This window comes from Rhizobium sp. P32RR-XVIII (genome assembly GCF_012641395.1).
Classification (GTDB): domain Bacteria; phylum Pseudomonadota; class Alphaproteobacteria; order Rhizobiales; family Rhizobiaceae; genus Rhizobium.
In genome coordinates this window covers 369,431-385,195 of record NZ_JABAIH010000005.1, presented here as the reverse complement: position 1 = coordinate 385,195, position 15,765 = coordinate 369,431, and the positions used below count along the sequence as shown (strand labels likewise).

Here is a 15,765-nt window from a genome sequence, read left to right as displayed (position 1 = left end):
AGTCTGCAACTTTTCGGGGTCATGCTAGTACCAACCGACGGCGACCTGCGCCTCTTCCGACATGCGGTCCGGCGTCCACGGCGGATCGAAGGTCATCTCGACTTCGACGCCAGAAACGCCTTCGACGGCACCGACGGCGTTTTCGACCCAGCCCGGCATTTCGCCGGCTACCGGGCATCCTGGCGCCGTCAGCGTCATGACGATCTTCACCATGCGGTCGTCTTCGATGTCGATCTTGTAGACCAGGCCGAGTTCAAAGATATCGGCCGGGATTTCCGGGTCGTAGACGGTCTTCAGCGCGCTAATGACGTCATCACTGAGGCGCGCCAGCTCGTCGGCCGGAATGCTCGAATGCACGATGCCCTCGCGCACGTCGATTTTCTGTTCGCTTTCGTCCAGGCTCATAAGGCACTCCTCAGGCAAAGAACTTGCGCGCATATTCCAGCGCATCGGCCAGGGCATCAACCTCGGCGCGCGTGTTGTACATGCCGAAGGATGCTCGGCATGTGGAGGTGACGCCAAACCGTTTCAAGAGCGGCATGGCGCAATGGGTGCCGGCGCGAACCGCAACGCCCTGCCGGTCGATAACCATCGACACGTCGTGCGCGTGTAGGCCGGCCAGCTCGAAGGCGAAGATACCGCCCTTGCCCGGCGCCGTTCCGAAAACACGCAGTGAGTTGATCGACCGCAACCGTTCGGTGGCATAGGCCGTCAGATCGGCTTCATGGCGCGAGATCGCCTCGCGGCCGACTTTTTCCATGTAGTCCAGCGCATAGCCGAGGCCGATCGCCTGAACGATCGGCGGCGTGCCTGCTTCGAAACGATGCGGCGGATCGTTGTAAGTAACGTTGTCTTCCGTCACCTCGAAGATCATCTCGCCGCCGCCCTGGAAGGGACGCATCTCCCGAAGCCGATCCTTCTTACCGTAAAGCACGCCGATCCCCGAAGGACCGTAAAGCTTGTGGCCGGTCATCACATACCAGTCGCAATCGATATCCTGGACATCGACAGGCAGGTGGACCGCGCCTTGCGAACCGTCGATCAGCACCGGAATGCCGCGCTCATGGGCAATGCGGCAGACTTCCTTGACCGGAACGAGGGTGCCCAGCGCATTCGACATATGTGTGATGGCGACGAGCTTGGTGCGTTCCGTTAGGCTCTTCTCGAAGTCCTCGATGTGGAACGCGCCCTCGTCATCGACCGGAACCCAGACGAGCTTGGCGCCCTGCTGCTCGCGAATGAAATGCCAGGGCACGATGTTGGAGTGATGCTCCATGATCGAGACGACGATCTCGTCGCCCTCGCCGATCTTCGGCATGCCCCAACCATAGGCGACCGTATTGATCGCCTCTGTCGATGATTTGGTGAAGATGATGTCATTGACATCAGGCGCGTTCAGGAAGCGGCGCACCTTTTCGCGGGCTCCCTCATAGGCCTCGGTGGCGGCGTTCGAGAGGAAGTGCAGGCCGCGGTGGACGTTCGCATACTCGTTCGAATAGGTATGCGAGATTGCGTCGATGACCGCCTGCGGTTTCTGAGCGGAGGCGCCGTTGTCCAGATAAACCAGCGGCTTCCCATAGACCTCCCTCGCAAGGATCGGGAAATCCTTGCGGATGGCTTCGACGTCGTAGCTGGTTGCCGGTACTATCTTGTCCATGGCTCTTGTCCGATCAGGCGTGCTTTTCGAGCCAGGCCGAAATGACGCCTTCCAGCGCCTCGACCAGGGCTTCGTCTTCCAGCTCTTCGACAATCTCCGCCACGAAGGCGTTGACAAGCATCGCCCGCGCCTTCTTATCGGGAATGCCGCGCGACAGCAGGTAGAAGAGATGGTTGTCGTCGATATCGGCGACGGTCGCCCCGTGGCCGCACTGGACGTCGTCGGCGAAGATTTCGAGCTCCGGCTTCACCGAGAACTCCGCATCATCAGACATCAGCAGCGTGTTGCAGGCCATTCTGGCATCGGTTTTCTGCGCGTCCGGAGCGACCCGGATCATGCCCTGGAAGACGCCCCTGGCGCGGTCGAAAACGACGTTGCGGATGACGTCCGTCGAGCTGGTATGCGGCACGTCGTGGCCCAGCACCATGGTGACGTCCGTGTGGGTATCGCCACCGAGCAGGTTGATGCCGCGAAGCGTCAGATCGGCGCCCTCGCCCGTTACCTTGATATGCAGTTCCTGCCGGACCAGCTTGCCGCCGGCGTTGATGACGAACAGCTTCAGCTTGGCGTTGGCGCCGAGGTCGACGCGGATCTGGCCGAGGTGGGTGTCTTCGGCGCCCTGCTGCTGCAGGATGATCCAGGTGAGCTCCGTGCCTTCACCGACGGTGATGTCACTGACGTGAGACACGAGCGCCGCATCGCCGGTCACCGATTGGTGACGCTCGATGACCGTCGCCTTGACGTTTGCGCCGAACGATACCGGCAGGCGCGTGTGGATCTGCCCACCGGCATGGGTGATATCGACCTCGAGCGGCTTGTCAAATTCGGTATCCGCCGGAACGTCCACGACGTAGCCGTCGCGCACGAAGCTGCCGTTGATGCTGCCGATGGTATCATCTGTGCCGAGGACACGGAGCGCCGCAGCAGCCGAACCGTCGAGCAGGCTCTGCGTATAGCTCGAAATACCGAGATCGCCGGCCGTCGCTTTAGGGTCTGCATGGCCCTGCACGATCGAAAGAACCGAAGATCCTTCGATCAGCGGCTCGATCTGCTTGGCGGCGGCATCGCCGGCAACGGCCGGAATATCGCGAAGCAGAGTCTTGAGATCGGTATAGTGCCAGGCCTCGATCCGCCGCGTCGGCAGGCCACTCTTCTTCAGGTCGTCAAGAAGGCGGTCGCGAGTCGCGGTAACCGCGCCGTCGCCGGGCAGGTCGCCGAACTGGTTGTTAAAAGCCTCGATGAGCGCCGCTTCCGCAACGGTCAGGCGGCTCGTCGTCTGCATGTTCATGAGACTGGTCCTTTCCGCCTGATCAGGCTGCCGCCCCGATGATGTCGGCGTAACCGTTTGCCTCGAGCTCATGGGCCAGCGTCTTGTCGCCGGACTTGACCACCTGACCCTTGTAGAGAACGTGAACGGTGTCCGGAACGATGTAATCGAGCAGGCGCTGGTAGTGGGTAATGACGACGACCGCACGGTCGGGCGAACGCAGGGCGTTGACGCCGTCGGCGACGATCTTCAGAGCGTCGATGTCGAGGCCGGAGTCGGTCTCGTCAAGCACGCAGAGCTGCGGCTGCAACAGCGCCATCTGCAGGATCTCGGCGCGCTTCTTCTCGCCGCCCGAGAAGCCGACGTTCACGGGACGCTTCAGCATTTCGGTGTTGATCTGCAGTTTGCCGGCCGCGTCCTTGACGAGGCGCATGAAATCAGGCGTCTTCAGCTCTTCCTCGCCGCGCGCCTTGCGCTGTTCGTTCATCGCGACCTTCAGGAACTGCATGGTGGCAACGCCCGGAATTTCGACTGGATATTGGAAGGCGAGGAAAATGCCCTTGGCGGCACGTTCGGCGGCGTCGAGCTCGAGGATGCTCTCGCCATTGTAAAGGATGTCGCCTTCAGTCACTTCGTAGTCTTCGCGGCCCGCAAGAATGTAGGAGAGCGTCGACTTTCCGGAGCCGTTCGGGCCCATGATGGCGGCTACTTCGCCGGCCTTCACGGTGAGGTTCAGGCCGCGGATGATTTCGGTGCCGTCTTCGGCGATGCGGGCGTGCAGATTTTTGATTTCAAGCATTTCCAGTTCCTGTTCGTAGGGCGGGTTCAAGTGCCGCCTGATTGACCGTCTCATACCGGTCCTGATCGTCATCCTCGGGCTTGTCCCGAGGATCTAAGCCTTCAATTGTAGTCGCTCCACTGCCGCGTGTTCGGATGCGGCCGATAGACACTCTCGATTTCATCGATCCGCTCGTCGAGGTCCATCCATGTCAGATTAAGTCCCTCGATAAGCTTGATCTTCCATTCACGCACATAGCGCTTCAGAGACTTTTCTCTCTGTATCGCCAGCACGATGTTCGGGTGGGTTTCGAACCAGACCAGATTTTTCGCTCTGTATCTCTCCGTAAACCCCTTGTGTCCTTCGTTGCGATGCTCCCAAACGTGACCATGCAAATCACTCGTAACCCCGATGTAGATCACGCCGCGCGGTTTGTCGGACATCATGTAGACGAAGCTGCTCATCCTTTATCCGTAAGCCGCAGATCCTCGGGACAAGCCCGAGGATGACGGAACCCGAGATTTACCCGACCGAGCCTTCGAGCGAGATGCTGATCAGCTTCTGCGCTTCGACGGCGAATTCCATCGGCAGCTCCTGCAGGACTTCCTTGACGAAGCCGTTGACGATCAGCGCGATCGCCGCTTCCTCGGGAATACCGCGCTGCAGGCAGTAGAAGAGCTGGTCTTCGGAGATCTTCGAGGTGGTTGCTTCGTGCTCGAACTGCGCCGTCGAATTCTTCGCTTCGATGTAGGGCACGGTATGCGCGCCGCACTTGTCGCCGATCAGCAGCGAGTCGCACTGAGTGAAGTTGCGTGCGTTCGACGCCTTGCGGTGGGCCGAAACCTGGCCGCGATAGGTGTTCTGCGAAACGCCCGCAGCAATACCCTTGGAGATGATGCGGCTCGACGTGTTCTTGCCGAGATGGATCATCTTGGTACCGCTGTCAATCTGCTGGTGACCGTTCGACACGGCGATCGAATAGAATTCGCCACGGCTGTCGTCGCCGCGCAGGATGCAGGACGGATACTTCCAGGTGATCGCAGAGCCGGTTTCGACCTGCGTCCAGGAGATCTTCGAGCGGGCACCGCGGCAATCGCCGCGCTTGGTGACGAAGTTGTAGATGCCGCCCTTGCCTTCCTTGTCGCCCGGATACCAGTTCTGGACGGTGGAATACTTGATCTCGGCATCGTCGAGAGCGACGAGTTCGACGACAGCTGCATGCAACTGGTTCTCGTCGCGCTGCGGCGCGGTGCAGCCTTCGAGGTAGGAAACGTAGGCGCCCTCCTCGGCGATGATCAGCGTGCGCTCGAACTGGCCGGTGTTCTTTTCGTTGATGCGGAAATAGGTGGAAAGCTCCATCGGGCAGCGGACACCCTTCGGCACGAACACGAACGAGCCGTCCGTGAACACCGCCGAGTTCAGCGTCGCGTAGTAATTGTCCGTCGTCGGAACGACCGAGCCGAGATACTTCTGGACAAGCTCCGGATGCTCGCGGATCGCTTCCGAGATCGACATGAAGATCACGCCGGCCTTCTTCAGCTCTTCCTTGAAGGTCGTGACGACCGAGACGGAATCGAAAACGGCATCGACGGCGATCTTCGGCTTTTCAACGCCGGCGAGGATCTCCTGCTCCTTCAGCGGAATCCCGAGCTTTTCGTAAACCTTCAGGATTTCCGGATCGACCTCGTCCAGCGACTTCGGACCCGGCGTGCTCTTCGGCGCGGCGTAGTAATGGATCTCGTTGAAATCGATCTTCGGATAGTTGACGCGTGCCCAGGTGGGCTCCTCAAGCGTCAGCCAGCGCCGGTAGGCCCCGAGACGCCATTCGAGCATCCATTCCGGCTCCTGCTTCTTGGCGGAGATGAGGCGGATGATATCCTCGGACAGGCCCTTGGGTGCCTTGTCCATCTCGATGACGGTTTCGAAACCGTATTTGTATTGGTCCACGTCGATCTGTCGGACGCGATCAACCGTTTCCTGGACGGCGGGCATGTCGTTCTCCAATCTCGCCGGGTCAAGGTCCGGCAGGTCGTCTTGGGGCAATTTTTACTACCCCGTATGTAGGTGGCCAGAAGGCCGTTTTCAGCCCGATTGGCAAGCGGAAATTTGCGTTTCCGCAATTAATTGAAGCAATCAGGCCGCTTCTCCGGCCGGCCTGCACCGGCCGGCAATTTTCGCAAAGGCGGCTACCGCCCTGTCTATTTCTTCTTCCGTCGTCGCAAAACCGAGCGAGATGCGCAGCGCACCCAGCTTCGGGTCGCGGCCCATCGCCACCAGAACATGGCTCTCGCCGACCTTGCCGGACGAACACGCCGACCCCGCCGAAAGCGCCACACCCTCGAGATCGAAGGCGATCTGCCCGGTCTCGGCTTTCAGGCCCGGAAGCGTGAAGAAGGTGGTGTTCGAAACACGCGAAGCAGCGGCGCCGTAGATGACGATGTCGGGTGCAGCACGGCGCATTCCGGCTTCCAATCGATCGCGTAGAGCCGAAACGGTCTCATTGCGTTTATCGAATTCCGCAACGGCGGCTTCGGCGGCCGCACCAAAACCGATCACGGCAAGCGAATTCTCGGTCCCCGAGCGGTGACCTTTCTCCTGGCCGCCACCGTGGATCAGCGGGCGCGGCATCAGAACCTCACCGCGGCTGATCACAGCGCCGGCGCCTTTCGGGCCACCGATCTTGTGCGATGAGACGATCATGAAATCGGCGCCAAGCTCATTGATGTCGAGCCTCAAGCGTCCTGCCGCCTGCACGGCATCGACGACGAGCAAGCCGCCATGCGCCTGAACCGCCTTCGCGGCCTCGCAAACAGGCTGAACGATGCCGGTCTCGTTATTGGCGAGCATGATCGCCACCATGGGCAGGCCCGAGGCCTTGTCGTGATTCGCAAGCAGCGCTTCCAGCGCCGCGAGATCCACCAAACCTGCGGAAGTCACCGGAATCTCGGTTTTCTTCTCAGTCGGAAACCGCCCGCCTTCGCGCACGGCGGGATGCTCGACCGCCGAATAATAGAGATGGCCGATCGCAAGCGGCGTGCGCCCCATGCGGAAGTTCGGCGTCAGCACCATATTGGCCGCTTCCGTGGCGCCGCTGGTAAAGATCACATGTGCAGGCTCGCCGCCGGTCAGGGCCGCAATCTGGCGGCGGGCGCGTTCGATCGCAGCACGTACGGCCCGGCCTTCGCCATGCACCGAGTTCGGATTTCCGAAGAGATCGAGCGCGCGCACAACCGCCTCGCGCGCTGCGGGATGCAGCGGCGACGTCGCGTTCCAATCAAGATAGAGGCGGGGCGGCGCCATGTTCTCGGGTCCTGCGCTTGGTTCCTGCTAAGCTCGGCTCATTTTCCTTGAAATTTCGGCCGGGCTTGCCTTATGACACGTTCCACGAAGACCGTGGACCGCCATGCAAGTTTCGAATTGTTCTAAACTGCGTTTTAGAAAACCTGACAACATTCGTCAAGTCTAAGCAGCAAGAACGCTGAAAATAAAACCCGGAGTACCGATGCCCGAAGTCATTTTCAACGGCCCCGCCGGCCGTCTTGAAGGCCGCTACCAGCCCTCCAAGGAAAAAAGCGCACCGATTGCCGTTATCCTGCACCCGCACCCGCAGTTCGGCGGCACGATGAACAATCAGATCGTCTACCAGCTCTTCTACATGTTCCAGAAGCGCGGGTTTACGACATTGCGCTTCAATTTCCGCGGGATCGGCCGCAGCCAGGGCGAATTCGATCACGGCGCCGGCGAGCTTTCGGATGCCGCCTCCGCACTCGACTGGGTCCAGAGCCTGCATCCCGATTCGAAGACATGCTGGGTGGCCGGCTATTCCTTCGGCGCCTGGATCGGCATGCAGCTATTGATGCGACGTCCGGAAATCGAAGGCTTCATGTCGATCGCGCCGCAGCCGAACACCTACGACTTCTCGTTCCTGGCACCCTGCCCGTCCTCCGGCCTGATCATCAATGGCGAAGCCGACAAGGTCGCGCCTGAAAAGGATGTGAACGGTCTGGTCGAGAAGCTGAAGACGCAGAAGGGCATCCTCATCACGCACCGCACGGTGCCGAACGCCAATCACTTCTTCAACGGCCAGGTCGAAACGCTGATGGCCGAATGCGAGGACTACCTCGACCGCCGTCTGAACGGCGAACTGGTGCCGGAACCGGCGGCGAAGCGCATTCGCTAGGACTCACCCGACATCAGCGGTGAGCTCGAAGGTCGGGCACAAAATCCCATCGATCAAAATCGGCGTGCGGCTTCGCATGCCGATTTTTGTTAGGATGTGCTGCGACACCGCGTTCTCGGGATGCGTGAAGGCGATAAGGTGGGTCGCAAACCGCTTGCCAAAGAACCAGTCGGCCAGAGCTCGGGCGATCTCCGTCGCGTAGCCTTTTCCCCATTCCTCTTCGCGCAGCGCATAACCAAGCTCGAATTCGTTTTCTTGCCGGTTGTAAAGCGAAATGCCGGCGCGGCCGATGAAGCGGCCGTCGTCACGGCTGAGTACTTTGTACTTTGTGGTCCCATCGCGCGTATGCTCGCCGAACCAGCGCGTCAGCCGCTCCTCGCACCGTTCCCTCGTCCACGGCGCGCCACCGGACATATAGCGCGTCGTTCCGATTGTCGAATGCAGATGGAGAACGAGCCCTACGTCATCCCTATCCCACATCACCAGCCGCAGCCGCGGCGTTTCGAGAATGACGGTTCGATCATTGTGGCTCCGCAAGAATGCCGCCGGTAACCGGTTCACGAACACCAGTCGTGCCCGGGAACGTCAGCGGCAATCGCTGCAGCGATCTGACGGCCAGATAGCCCCAGGCCTCGGCCTCCATCGCATCGCCGTTGAAGCCGGCCTCCTCGGCGGAGATCACGCCGGCGTTCTGGCGGGCTGCGAGATCGCTCAAGTCCCGCATGATGGTGCGGTTGAGACGTCCGCCACCGCAAATCACGTAGAGCGCCGGCGTCACCGGCAGGTGACCGGCCGATTTGATGATCGAGGCGGCAGCGACATAGGCGAGCGTGCGGGCTCCATCTGCAAGCTCGGCGTCCTTTCCGCCCGGCGGCTGAAAATCATTGCGGTCGAGCGATCGGCGTTTTTCGGCGGTGAAGAACGGGTTGCTGAGATAGCGATCGGCCAATTCGGAGATGACACGGCCTTCCGAAGCGACCATGCCGCCCTGGTCGAAGGGTATTCCGGCGTGCGTCTCGACCCATTGGTCGATCAAGGTGTTTCCCGGCCCGCTGTCGTAGGCAACGACGGCGCCATCGACGCCGACATAGGTCACGTTCGAAATGCCGCCGATGTTGACGAAGCAGACCGGCAGCCTGGCGTTTCGAATGGTCCCGGCGAGCGCCGCATGATAGGCAGGCACCAAGGGTGCGCCCTGGCCGCCATGCAGCATGTCGTTGGCACGCATGTCGTAAACCACTGCAACGCCGGTCTCCTTGGCAAGCAGCGGCCCGTCGCCGAGCTGGACCGTCAGCGCTTCGTCGGGCCGGTGAAGCACGGTCTGACCATGGAACCCGATGAGATCGATCGAGCTTCGATCCAGAGAGTTGCGCTCAAGAAACTCCGTAACAGCAGTTGCATGACGCAACGTCAGTTCGCGCTCGATCGCTGCCAATTCGCCGGGGCGCTCGTTTCGCTGGCGAATGGATTTTGCCTGTTCGAGTGCCAGCTTCAACCTGTCGCGGAAAGCCGGATCGTAAGGTACGCCCAGAAATGGTCCGCGTTCCACGGCAGCAAGGCCGTCGGTACGAACCAGCGCGACATCGATCCCATCCATCGACGTGCCGCTCATCAGGCCGATTGCGGTTCTCATTTTCCCCATGGCACCCCGCCGGAAGATTTCCACCAAATGGTGACTGTTCAACAAAACAGTGCTAAACGCGCCGCGACGCTTCAACAATCCCAAAATCCGCATCCGAGAGCAAAAGGTCATGTCCGAGTTCAAATCCGATTTCCTGCGCACCCTGAAAGAGCGCGGCTTCATTCATCAGATTTCCGATGAATCGGGCCTCGACGATCTCTTGGCGAAGGAAACCGTGACAGCCTATATCGGCTTCGATCCCACGGCGCCAAGCCTGCATGCGGGCTCGCTGATCCAGATCATGATGCTGCATTGGCTGCAGAAAACGGGCCATCGCGCCATTTCGCTGATGGGCGGCGGTACCGGCATGGTGGGCGACCCCTCCTTCAAGGACGAGGCCCGCCAGCTGATGACCATCGATACGATCGAGAGCAACATTGCCTCGATCAAGCGCGTCTTCTCCAATTACCTGACCTATGGCAACGGGCCCAAAGACGCGCTGATGATCAACAATGCCGAATGGCTGCGTTCGATCAACTACCTTGAATTCCTGCGTGACGTCGGTCGGCATTTCTCCGTCAACCGGATGCTGGCCTTCGACAGCGTCAAGACGCGTCTCGACCGCGAACAATCGTTGTCGTTCCTGGAATTCAACTACATGATCCTGCAGGCCTATGACTTCGTGGAGCTTGCCAAGCGCTATGATTGCCGCTTGCAGATGGGCGGCTCGGACCAATGGGGCAACATCGTCAACGGCATCGATCTCGGTCACCGCATGGGGACGCCGCAGCTTTATGCTCTGACCTCCCCGCTCCTGACGACCTCTTCGGGCGCCAAGATGGGTAAATCGGCCACCGGCGCCGTCTGGCTGAACGCCGACATGCTGTCGGCCTACGACTTCTGGCAGTACTGGCGCAACACCGAAGACGCCGACGTTTCGCGCTTCCTGAAGCTCTACACCACGCTCCCGATGGACGAGATCGCTCGCCTTTCCGCACTTGGCGGCTCGGAGATCAACGAGGTCAAGAAGATCCTGGCAACCGAAGTGACGGCAATCCTGCACGGGCGCGCCGCTGCCGAGGAAGCGGCAGAGACAGCCCGCAAGACCTTCGAGGAAGGCGCCATTGCCGAAAACCTGCCCTCCGTCGACATTCCCGCCTCCGAGCTGGATGCCGGCATCGGCTTGCTTTCACTTATCGTCCGGGCCGGGCTTGCAGGCTCGAACGGCGAAGCCCGCCGTCACGTTCAGGGCGGTGCCGTGCGCATCAACGATCAGGCGATCAGTGATGAGCGCAAAATGATCGGTAGCGGCGAAATCACCACAGATGGGGTCATCAAGCTCTCGCTCGGCAAGAAGAAGCATATCCTCATCCGCCCGACGGCTTGAGCTCCAAGCTCTGACCAATGGAAGCCGGCGCTTGCGCCGGCTTTTTTATTGGAATTCGAAGATATTGCGAAAAACGCCCGGTGCGATGATTGAAAGCGGATTGATCACCAGAGCGGGCTTATCGAATTTGCCCGTCAGCCTGAACGTGATGCCGATGAGGCCGCGATCCGATCCGTTTCCGAGAATGATGCCGATGACCGGCAGCTCCGCAAAGAGCCGGTTCAGCCCATAGGCCGGCATGAAGGTACCTGTCATGTCCATGTTGCCGCTCTGATCCCGGATCACGCCCTGGAACGTCGCACCGACCTGATCGCCGCGCACCACACCGTTCTCGATGCTGATCACCCCGCCGCGGGACACGGCGCGCGCAAAGCCCCGCTGGAAGCGCTGTGCGGACGCATCGATGTCGCGTTTGACCGCGGAACTGAGACTGCGCTGGTCCTGCCCGACCGGCGTCGAAACAATCGAGTGAAGGCGTTGTTCGTTAACGATGGCAAAACGGCGTATGTCGACGGAGCCGTCCCAGTTGCGCGCGTCGCCGAGCCTGATTGACATGTTGAGCAAGCCGCCCTGCATGTGCTGATAGAGATCGGCGAAGCGCGAGACGGCGCCGGCATCGCCGCTGGTGATGTTCAGTACACGGCCCTCTCTCGTCTGGCTGACGACTGCTTCGCCGCTGTCGGTAACCCCCGAAAAATTCAGAGCCTGCAGCCGGCCGCCGCTCGAGATGTAAGCAGCCTCGAAATTGCGGATCTTTTCGTCGTTGAAACCGACAACGTTGTCGAGCTTGGCGCGGACCGAGATGCTGGCATTGCTGCCATCTCCATCGCTGCTGTCGCCCTGCCCGTTCTTCAGCCTTGAAAGAATGGGACGCGCATCGGCGGTGCTCCCCGAAACCGCGACATCAAAACTACCCTTGCTGCGTTTGATCGATATGGCGAAGTCATCGAGAGAGGACAGTTTCACGCTGTCGAAGTCGGCCGATGTCAAACCGCCCTTGCTCAGCATCAGCGCACCGCTGGCGCCGAAACCATCGCCCTTCAAGCGAAAGTCCTTGATCTGCGTGCTTTCAGGTGGACCCGAGACGTCGAACTCCGCCGTTGCTGGAATTTCGCTGCCCTTTGCCCAACCAATCCACGGAAGCTGCAAGGATGCCTTGCCGAGATCGATCTCAACGTTCTGGTGATACTCGTCGATCCGCGTCAGCTGCATCTTCATGCTGCCGTTGATAATGCCCGAAAGACCAGGCAGCACTTTCTCACGCTGGTCGTTGTTCAGCGTCGCCGTGATGATGCGCTGTTGCTTGACACCGGACGATTTGTCGGTCGGCTCGACGAGATCGATCTCGGCCGGAATGCCATCAAGCTGCCCCTTGGCATTGAGCACCACCTGCTGCGGATCGGCGTTGAGTTCGCCATCGAGTTTCGTCACCATCCGGCCCGAAATCGGCTTGGCGACATCCACGCCGGCCAGGTGCATCGCTGCCTTCCATTCTGGCGGCGGAGGATTCTGCGAACGCAGAAGACCTAACCTCGCTTCGACCTCGGCGGTGATCTCGCCCTTAAGGTCTCCGGGTGCCAAGCCGGCGCGTTGCAAGACCTGGATCGGCTTGTAAGTCAGGAGCTCTCCCACGGCATCGGCGTCGCCGGAGACTGCGAGCTTCATTTCCGCCATCAGCGGCTTGTCGTAGGTCGAAGGCAGCACGAAAGTGCCCTCCCCGAGACTGACCGAGCGGCCCGACGCGAAGTAGGACGTGCCGCTCTTGATCGAAATCGTTGCCTTCCGTCCGATCAGATCGAAGTGCGCTGACGTATCCCGGATCGGCGGAATATCGCCCGCCACGTTCATGCGCGCATCCGCGATATCGAAATTGATGCGGATCTGGTCGTCGTCGAGTTTCAGTCCCTTGCCGACGGCTTCGTCCAGCTTGCCGAATGGGATGAATACGGAGATCGACGCATCCGTGACTGTCCCGCCGAAGAGATTTCCAAGCACCCATTCACGCGCCTTGGACGCCATCCAGAACGGCCAGAGCTGCTTGATCGCAGCCGTCTGGAGCTGCTGCGAATTCCCCACGAAGCTGATTTCCGGCGACCTGTCGCCAAACCTGACATGAAGCGATCCGAACAGCTGCCCCAAGGGACTGGAGACCGTCAGGCCCGGAACTTGCAGTTCTCGCGAGGCGATGAGGTAGCGGCCCGTCATCTGTAGATCGAATGGCAACGGATGCTCGCCCGACCCTGCGGGTGCTGCCGTACCCCCGCTGATCAGAAGATCGACACCGAAGCCCTTGCCGGCGACCGGATCGAGCTTGTCGAGATCGATGACCGCGCCATTGAAAGGCACGGACGTGTCTGCGAACTGCACTTGCGATCTGGATATCTCCAGTGTCTGCTTACCGAAATCATAGCCGAGATTGATCCGGCCGCCGGAAAGCCGCTGCTCATCACCGTCGACATAGAAGAGCCCTGGCGCGATATCCGCAGCCGCCTCGAGCGAGGGCGCAATGTCGCCTTCGCCGCGCACGGCTGAAACGGCAAGGTCGGCGAAGCCGTTGACGCCCTGACGAATTTCCCCGAGCGCATTCCGTCTCAAGGTAAAGGGCGTCAGGTCGGCATGAGTGAGCTTTGCCGTAACCCGGGACGATTTCCCCGCTACCTTGTCGACAAGAACATTCAGCGCCGCCACTTCGCCGTTGATGGCGATTTCGCCCTTCAACTGCAGCGAAGACGCCCCCACATGCGTGAACGCGAGATTGTCGATCTCGACCGAGAGCGGACCGTTGGCGGTATCGGCCAGTTTGATGTTGATACCCGATAGGCGGACGGTATCCGTGCCGCCGCGCTCGACAAAACTATCCAGCACATCAAGGCGGGAAAACACGGCTTCCATCGCCACCGGAATTGCGTCGATGCGAAGCTGGCTGAAGTCGAGAGGACCGCCGGACGGAAGCAGAGCCGTATCGAGTGCAATGTCGTCCGCTTCGATTGCAGCTACCGCCACACGGCCCCGAAACAAAGCCAAGGGGTCGAGCGCCATGCGTATGGCGCCGGTGGTCGACAGATGCTGCCCGCTCTGCTGATCGACCATGTTGACGTTGCGGGCTTCCAGGGCGAGCTGCAGGCCGGAGGTGAAGCGGATGACGGTCGAGCCGACTTCCGCGCGATAGCGGGGACCTATTGCCGAATTCAATGCGGTCTGCGCCTGGCGCGACAGCGTTGCATCGAACATTCCGCTTTCGACGGTGAAAATGATCGCGGCGAGAATGAAGAGGAGAGTGACAATGCAACCCGCCGTTACGCCCGTAGCACGGCGAATACGGGAGCGAGGCCGCGGGCAATGCACGATGATGGGATCTTCGGCCTGGGCGGATGGGAGCTCATGCAGCGCGACGATGTCCTTTTTGCGAAACGTAACCTTTTCGCCGCGAATCGACGCCATGCGTTTTGGATAGCCCCCTGCCTCGAAACTGGTCCAGTCTGGCTGGACGAATTGGTCTTCAATATATATCCGCGGGAGATAGTGTCATCCTAAAACCCGGCAAAAGAAAGGTTTCCACACATGGCTCTTCTCGGCATTGGCGCTTCGGCCCCCGAATTCGACCTTCCTCGCGACGGCGGCGGGCGGGTATCGCTTGCCGATTTCCGCGGAAAGCCGCTGGTCCTGTTCTTTTATCCGAAGGACGATACGACCGGCTGTACGGCTGAATCGCTGGCCTTCACCGCTCTGGCCGGCGAATTCGACGCCGCAGGCGCGGCAGTTATCGGCATGTCCCCCGATTCGGCCGCATGCCACGATCGTTTCATCACGAAGCACAAGCTTTCCGTCGCGCTCGCCTCGGATGAGGAGAAGACGACGCTGCAGGCCTATGGCGTGTGGAAGCAAAAGAGCATGTATGGCCGTACCTTCATGGGTGTCGAACGCACGACCTTCCTCATCGGCGCCGAAGGCACGATCGCAATGATCTGGCAGAAGGTAAAGGTACCCGGCCATGCCGAAGACGTTCTGAAGGCCGTCAGGAATCTCGCCGCATGAATGTGCTTTCGATGACGTCGCTGCGCGGCGGTGCGATCGACGCTATCCGCTCCGCCGATCTCGATTGCAAGACGGCGCTCGCGCAGGAGGCTGCAACCCGCTGGTTCGCCCGCAAGATTTCGCTGCGGTCGCCCCTCGATTCCTCCTTGCCCGACAGGCCCGGCCGGCCGGAGAAACCGGCGCTGGTACCGCCGACGCAGGTCGAGAAACGCTCGCTCCACACCGTCAACGGCCGCATCGCACTGCTTCACGCAATTGCCCATATCGAGCTCAATGCCGTTGACCTCGCGCTCGATATCGTCGCGCGTTTTGCAACCGAAGCGGTTCCCAACTCCTTCTTTGACGGATGGATGCAGGTCGCCTTCGAAGAGGCGAAGCACTTCCGCATGGTGCGCGGGCGCCTGCGGGAGCTCGGCGCCGATTATGGCGATATGCCTGCGCATGACGGCCTCTGGCAGGCAGCGCACTCGACCAGAAACGATCTGACGGCACGGCTTGCCGTCGTTCCCCTTATCCTCGAAGCCCGCGGGTTGGACGTCACCCCCTCGCTCCAGGCAAAAATGCGCGAAACCGGCGATCTCGAAAGCGCGGCCGTGCTCGATGTCATCTACAACGATGAGAAGGGCCATGTGGCAATCGGCGCCAAGTGGTTTCGCTTTCTTTGCGCTCGCGAGCGGCGCGACCCGGCACAGACCTTCAAGGACCTGGTGCGGGCCAACTTCCGCGGGCCATTGAAGCCGCCGTTCAACGATCTGGCGCGCGCAGAGGCTGGCCTCACGCCATCGTTCTACCGCTCGCTGACATCTATTAGCATTGCCTAAATTACTGTTCTTGTTAACT

14 protein-coding genes are annotated in these 15,765 nt (G+C 60.5%); 4 read left to right on the top strand and 10 right to left on the bottom strand.

All coding sequences use genetic code 11. The annotated features are described in order from the left end of the window. Positions 1–24: 24 nt before the first annotated feature. From HGP14_RS17790 to HGP14_RS17760, 7 genes are all read right to left on the bottom strand, one after another. Positions 25–405 carry an SUF system Fe-S cluster assembly protein gene (locus tag HGP14_RS17790; protein ID WP_168831179.1) on the bottom strand — a complete coding sequence of 127 codons (381 nt, stop codon included), beginning with the start codon at positions 403–405 and terminating at the stop codon, positions 25–27. A gap of 10 nt (positions 406–415) precedes the next feature. Beyond that, positions 416–1,657, bottom strand: a complete 1,242-nt coding sequence (locus HGP14_RS17785) for a cysteine desulfurase (protein WP_168831178.1) — start codon at positions 1,655–1,657, stop codon at positions 416–418. Positions 1,658–1,670: 13 nt separating this feature from the next. Next, positions 1,671–2,945, bottom strand: coding sequence for a Fe-S cluster assembly protein SufD (gene sufD, locus HGP14_RS17780; RefSeq protein WP_168831177.1), 1,275 nt, complete (start codon positions 2,943–2,945; stop codon positions 1,671–1,673). A 22-nt stretch (positions 2,946–2,967) separates the two neighbouring features. Continuing rightward, positions 2,968–3,723 (bottom strand): Fe-S cluster assembly ATPase SufC, encoded by a 756-nt coding sequence (gene sufC / locus HGP14_RS17775; RefSeq protein ID WP_168831176.1) that lies wholly within the window; start codon positions 3,721–3,723, stop codon positions 2,968–2,970. A gap of 101 nt (positions 3,724–3,824) precedes the next feature. Continuing rightward, positions 3,825–4,166 carry a GIY-YIG nuclease family protein gene (locus HGP14_RS17770; RefSeq protein WP_168831175.1) on the bottom strand — a complete coding sequence of 114 codons (342 nt, stop codon included), beginning with the start codon at positions 4,164–4,166 and terminating at the stop codon, positions 3,825–3,827. Between the two features lie 58 nt (positions 4,167–4,224). Beyond that, the gene (gene sufB, locus HGP14_RS17765) at positions 4,225–5,694 is read right to left on the bottom strand and encodes a Fe-S cluster assembly protein SufB (RefSeq protein WP_168831174.1); all 1,470 of its coding nucleotides are present in this window, start codon (positions 5,692–5,694) and stop codon (positions 4,225–4,227) included. Between the two features lie 141 nt (positions 5,695–5,835). Then, positions 5,836–7,002, bottom strand: a complete 1,167-nt coding sequence (locus HGP14_RS17760; protein WP_168831173.1) for a cysteine desulfurase family protein — start codon at positions 7,000–7,002, stop codon at positions 5,836–5,838. 202 nt (positions 7,003–7,204) lie between these two features. On the opposite strand from HGP14_RS17760, the gene HGP14_RS17755 reads away from it, so the two are divergent. Beyond that, a complete protein-coding gene (locus tag HGP14_RS17755) occupies positions 7,205–7,882 on the top strand; it encodes an alpha/beta hydrolase (RefSeq protein WP_168831172.1) in 678 nt (225 codons plus the stop codon). 3 nt (positions 7,883–7,885) lie between these two features. On the opposite strand, the gene HGP14_RS17750 is transcribed toward HGP14_RS17755, so the two are convergent. Further along, a complete protein-coding gene (locus tag HGP14_RS17750; protein ID WP_168831303.1) occupies positions 7,886–8,362 on the bottom strand; it encodes a GNAT family N-acetyltransferase in 477 nt (158 codons plus the stop codon). A gap of 40 nt (positions 8,363–8,402) precedes the next feature. Beyond that, positions 8,403–9,524 (bottom strand): anhydro-N-acetylmuramic acid kinase, encoded by a 1,122-nt coding sequence (locus tag HGP14_RS17745; RefSeq protein WP_168831171.1) that lies wholly within the window; start codon positions 9,522–9,524, stop codon positions 8,403–8,405. Between the two features lie 109 nt (positions 9,525–9,633). On the opposite strand from HGP14_RS17745, the gene tyrS reads away from it, so the two are divergent. After that, positions 9,634–10,890 carry a tyrosine--tRNA ligase gene (tyrS, locus tag HGP14_RS17740; RefSeq protein ID WP_168831170.1) on the top strand — a complete coding sequence of 419 codons (1,257 nt, stop codon included), beginning with the start codon at positions 9,634–9,636 and terminating at the stop codon, positions 10,888–10,890. A 45-nt stretch (positions 10,891–10,935) separates the two neighbouring features. On the opposite strand, the gene HGP14_RS17735 is transcribed toward tyrS, so the two are convergent. Then, positions 10,936–14,331: a DUF3971 domain-containing protein gene (locus HGP14_RS17735; protein WP_168831169.1), complete on the bottom strand. Its 3,396-nt coding sequence runs from the start codon at positions 14,329–14,331 to the stop codon at positions 10,936–10,938. Positions 14,332–14,451: 120 nt separating this feature from the next. Between HGP14_RS17735 and HGP14_RS17730 the strand changes: the two genes are divergently transcribed. Together HGP14_RS17730 and HGP14_RS17725 are read left to right on the top strand one after the other, a co-directional pair. Continuing rightward, complete coding sequence (locus HGP14_RS17730) at positions 14,452–14,925, top strand: peroxiredoxin (RefSeq protein WP_168831168.1); 474 nt, start codon at positions 14,452–14,454, stop codon at positions 14,923–14,925. Then, on the top strand, positions 14,922–15,746 hold the full coding sequence (locus tag HGP14_RS17725; RefSeq protein ID WP_168831167.1) for a ferritin-like domain-containing protein: 825 nt from the start codon (positions 14,922–14,924) through the stop codon (positions 15,744–15,746). Before HGP14_RS17730 ends, HGP14_RS17725 begins: the two co-directional genes overlap by 4 nt. The last annotated feature ends 19 nt before the right edge of the window (positions 15,747–15,765 follow it).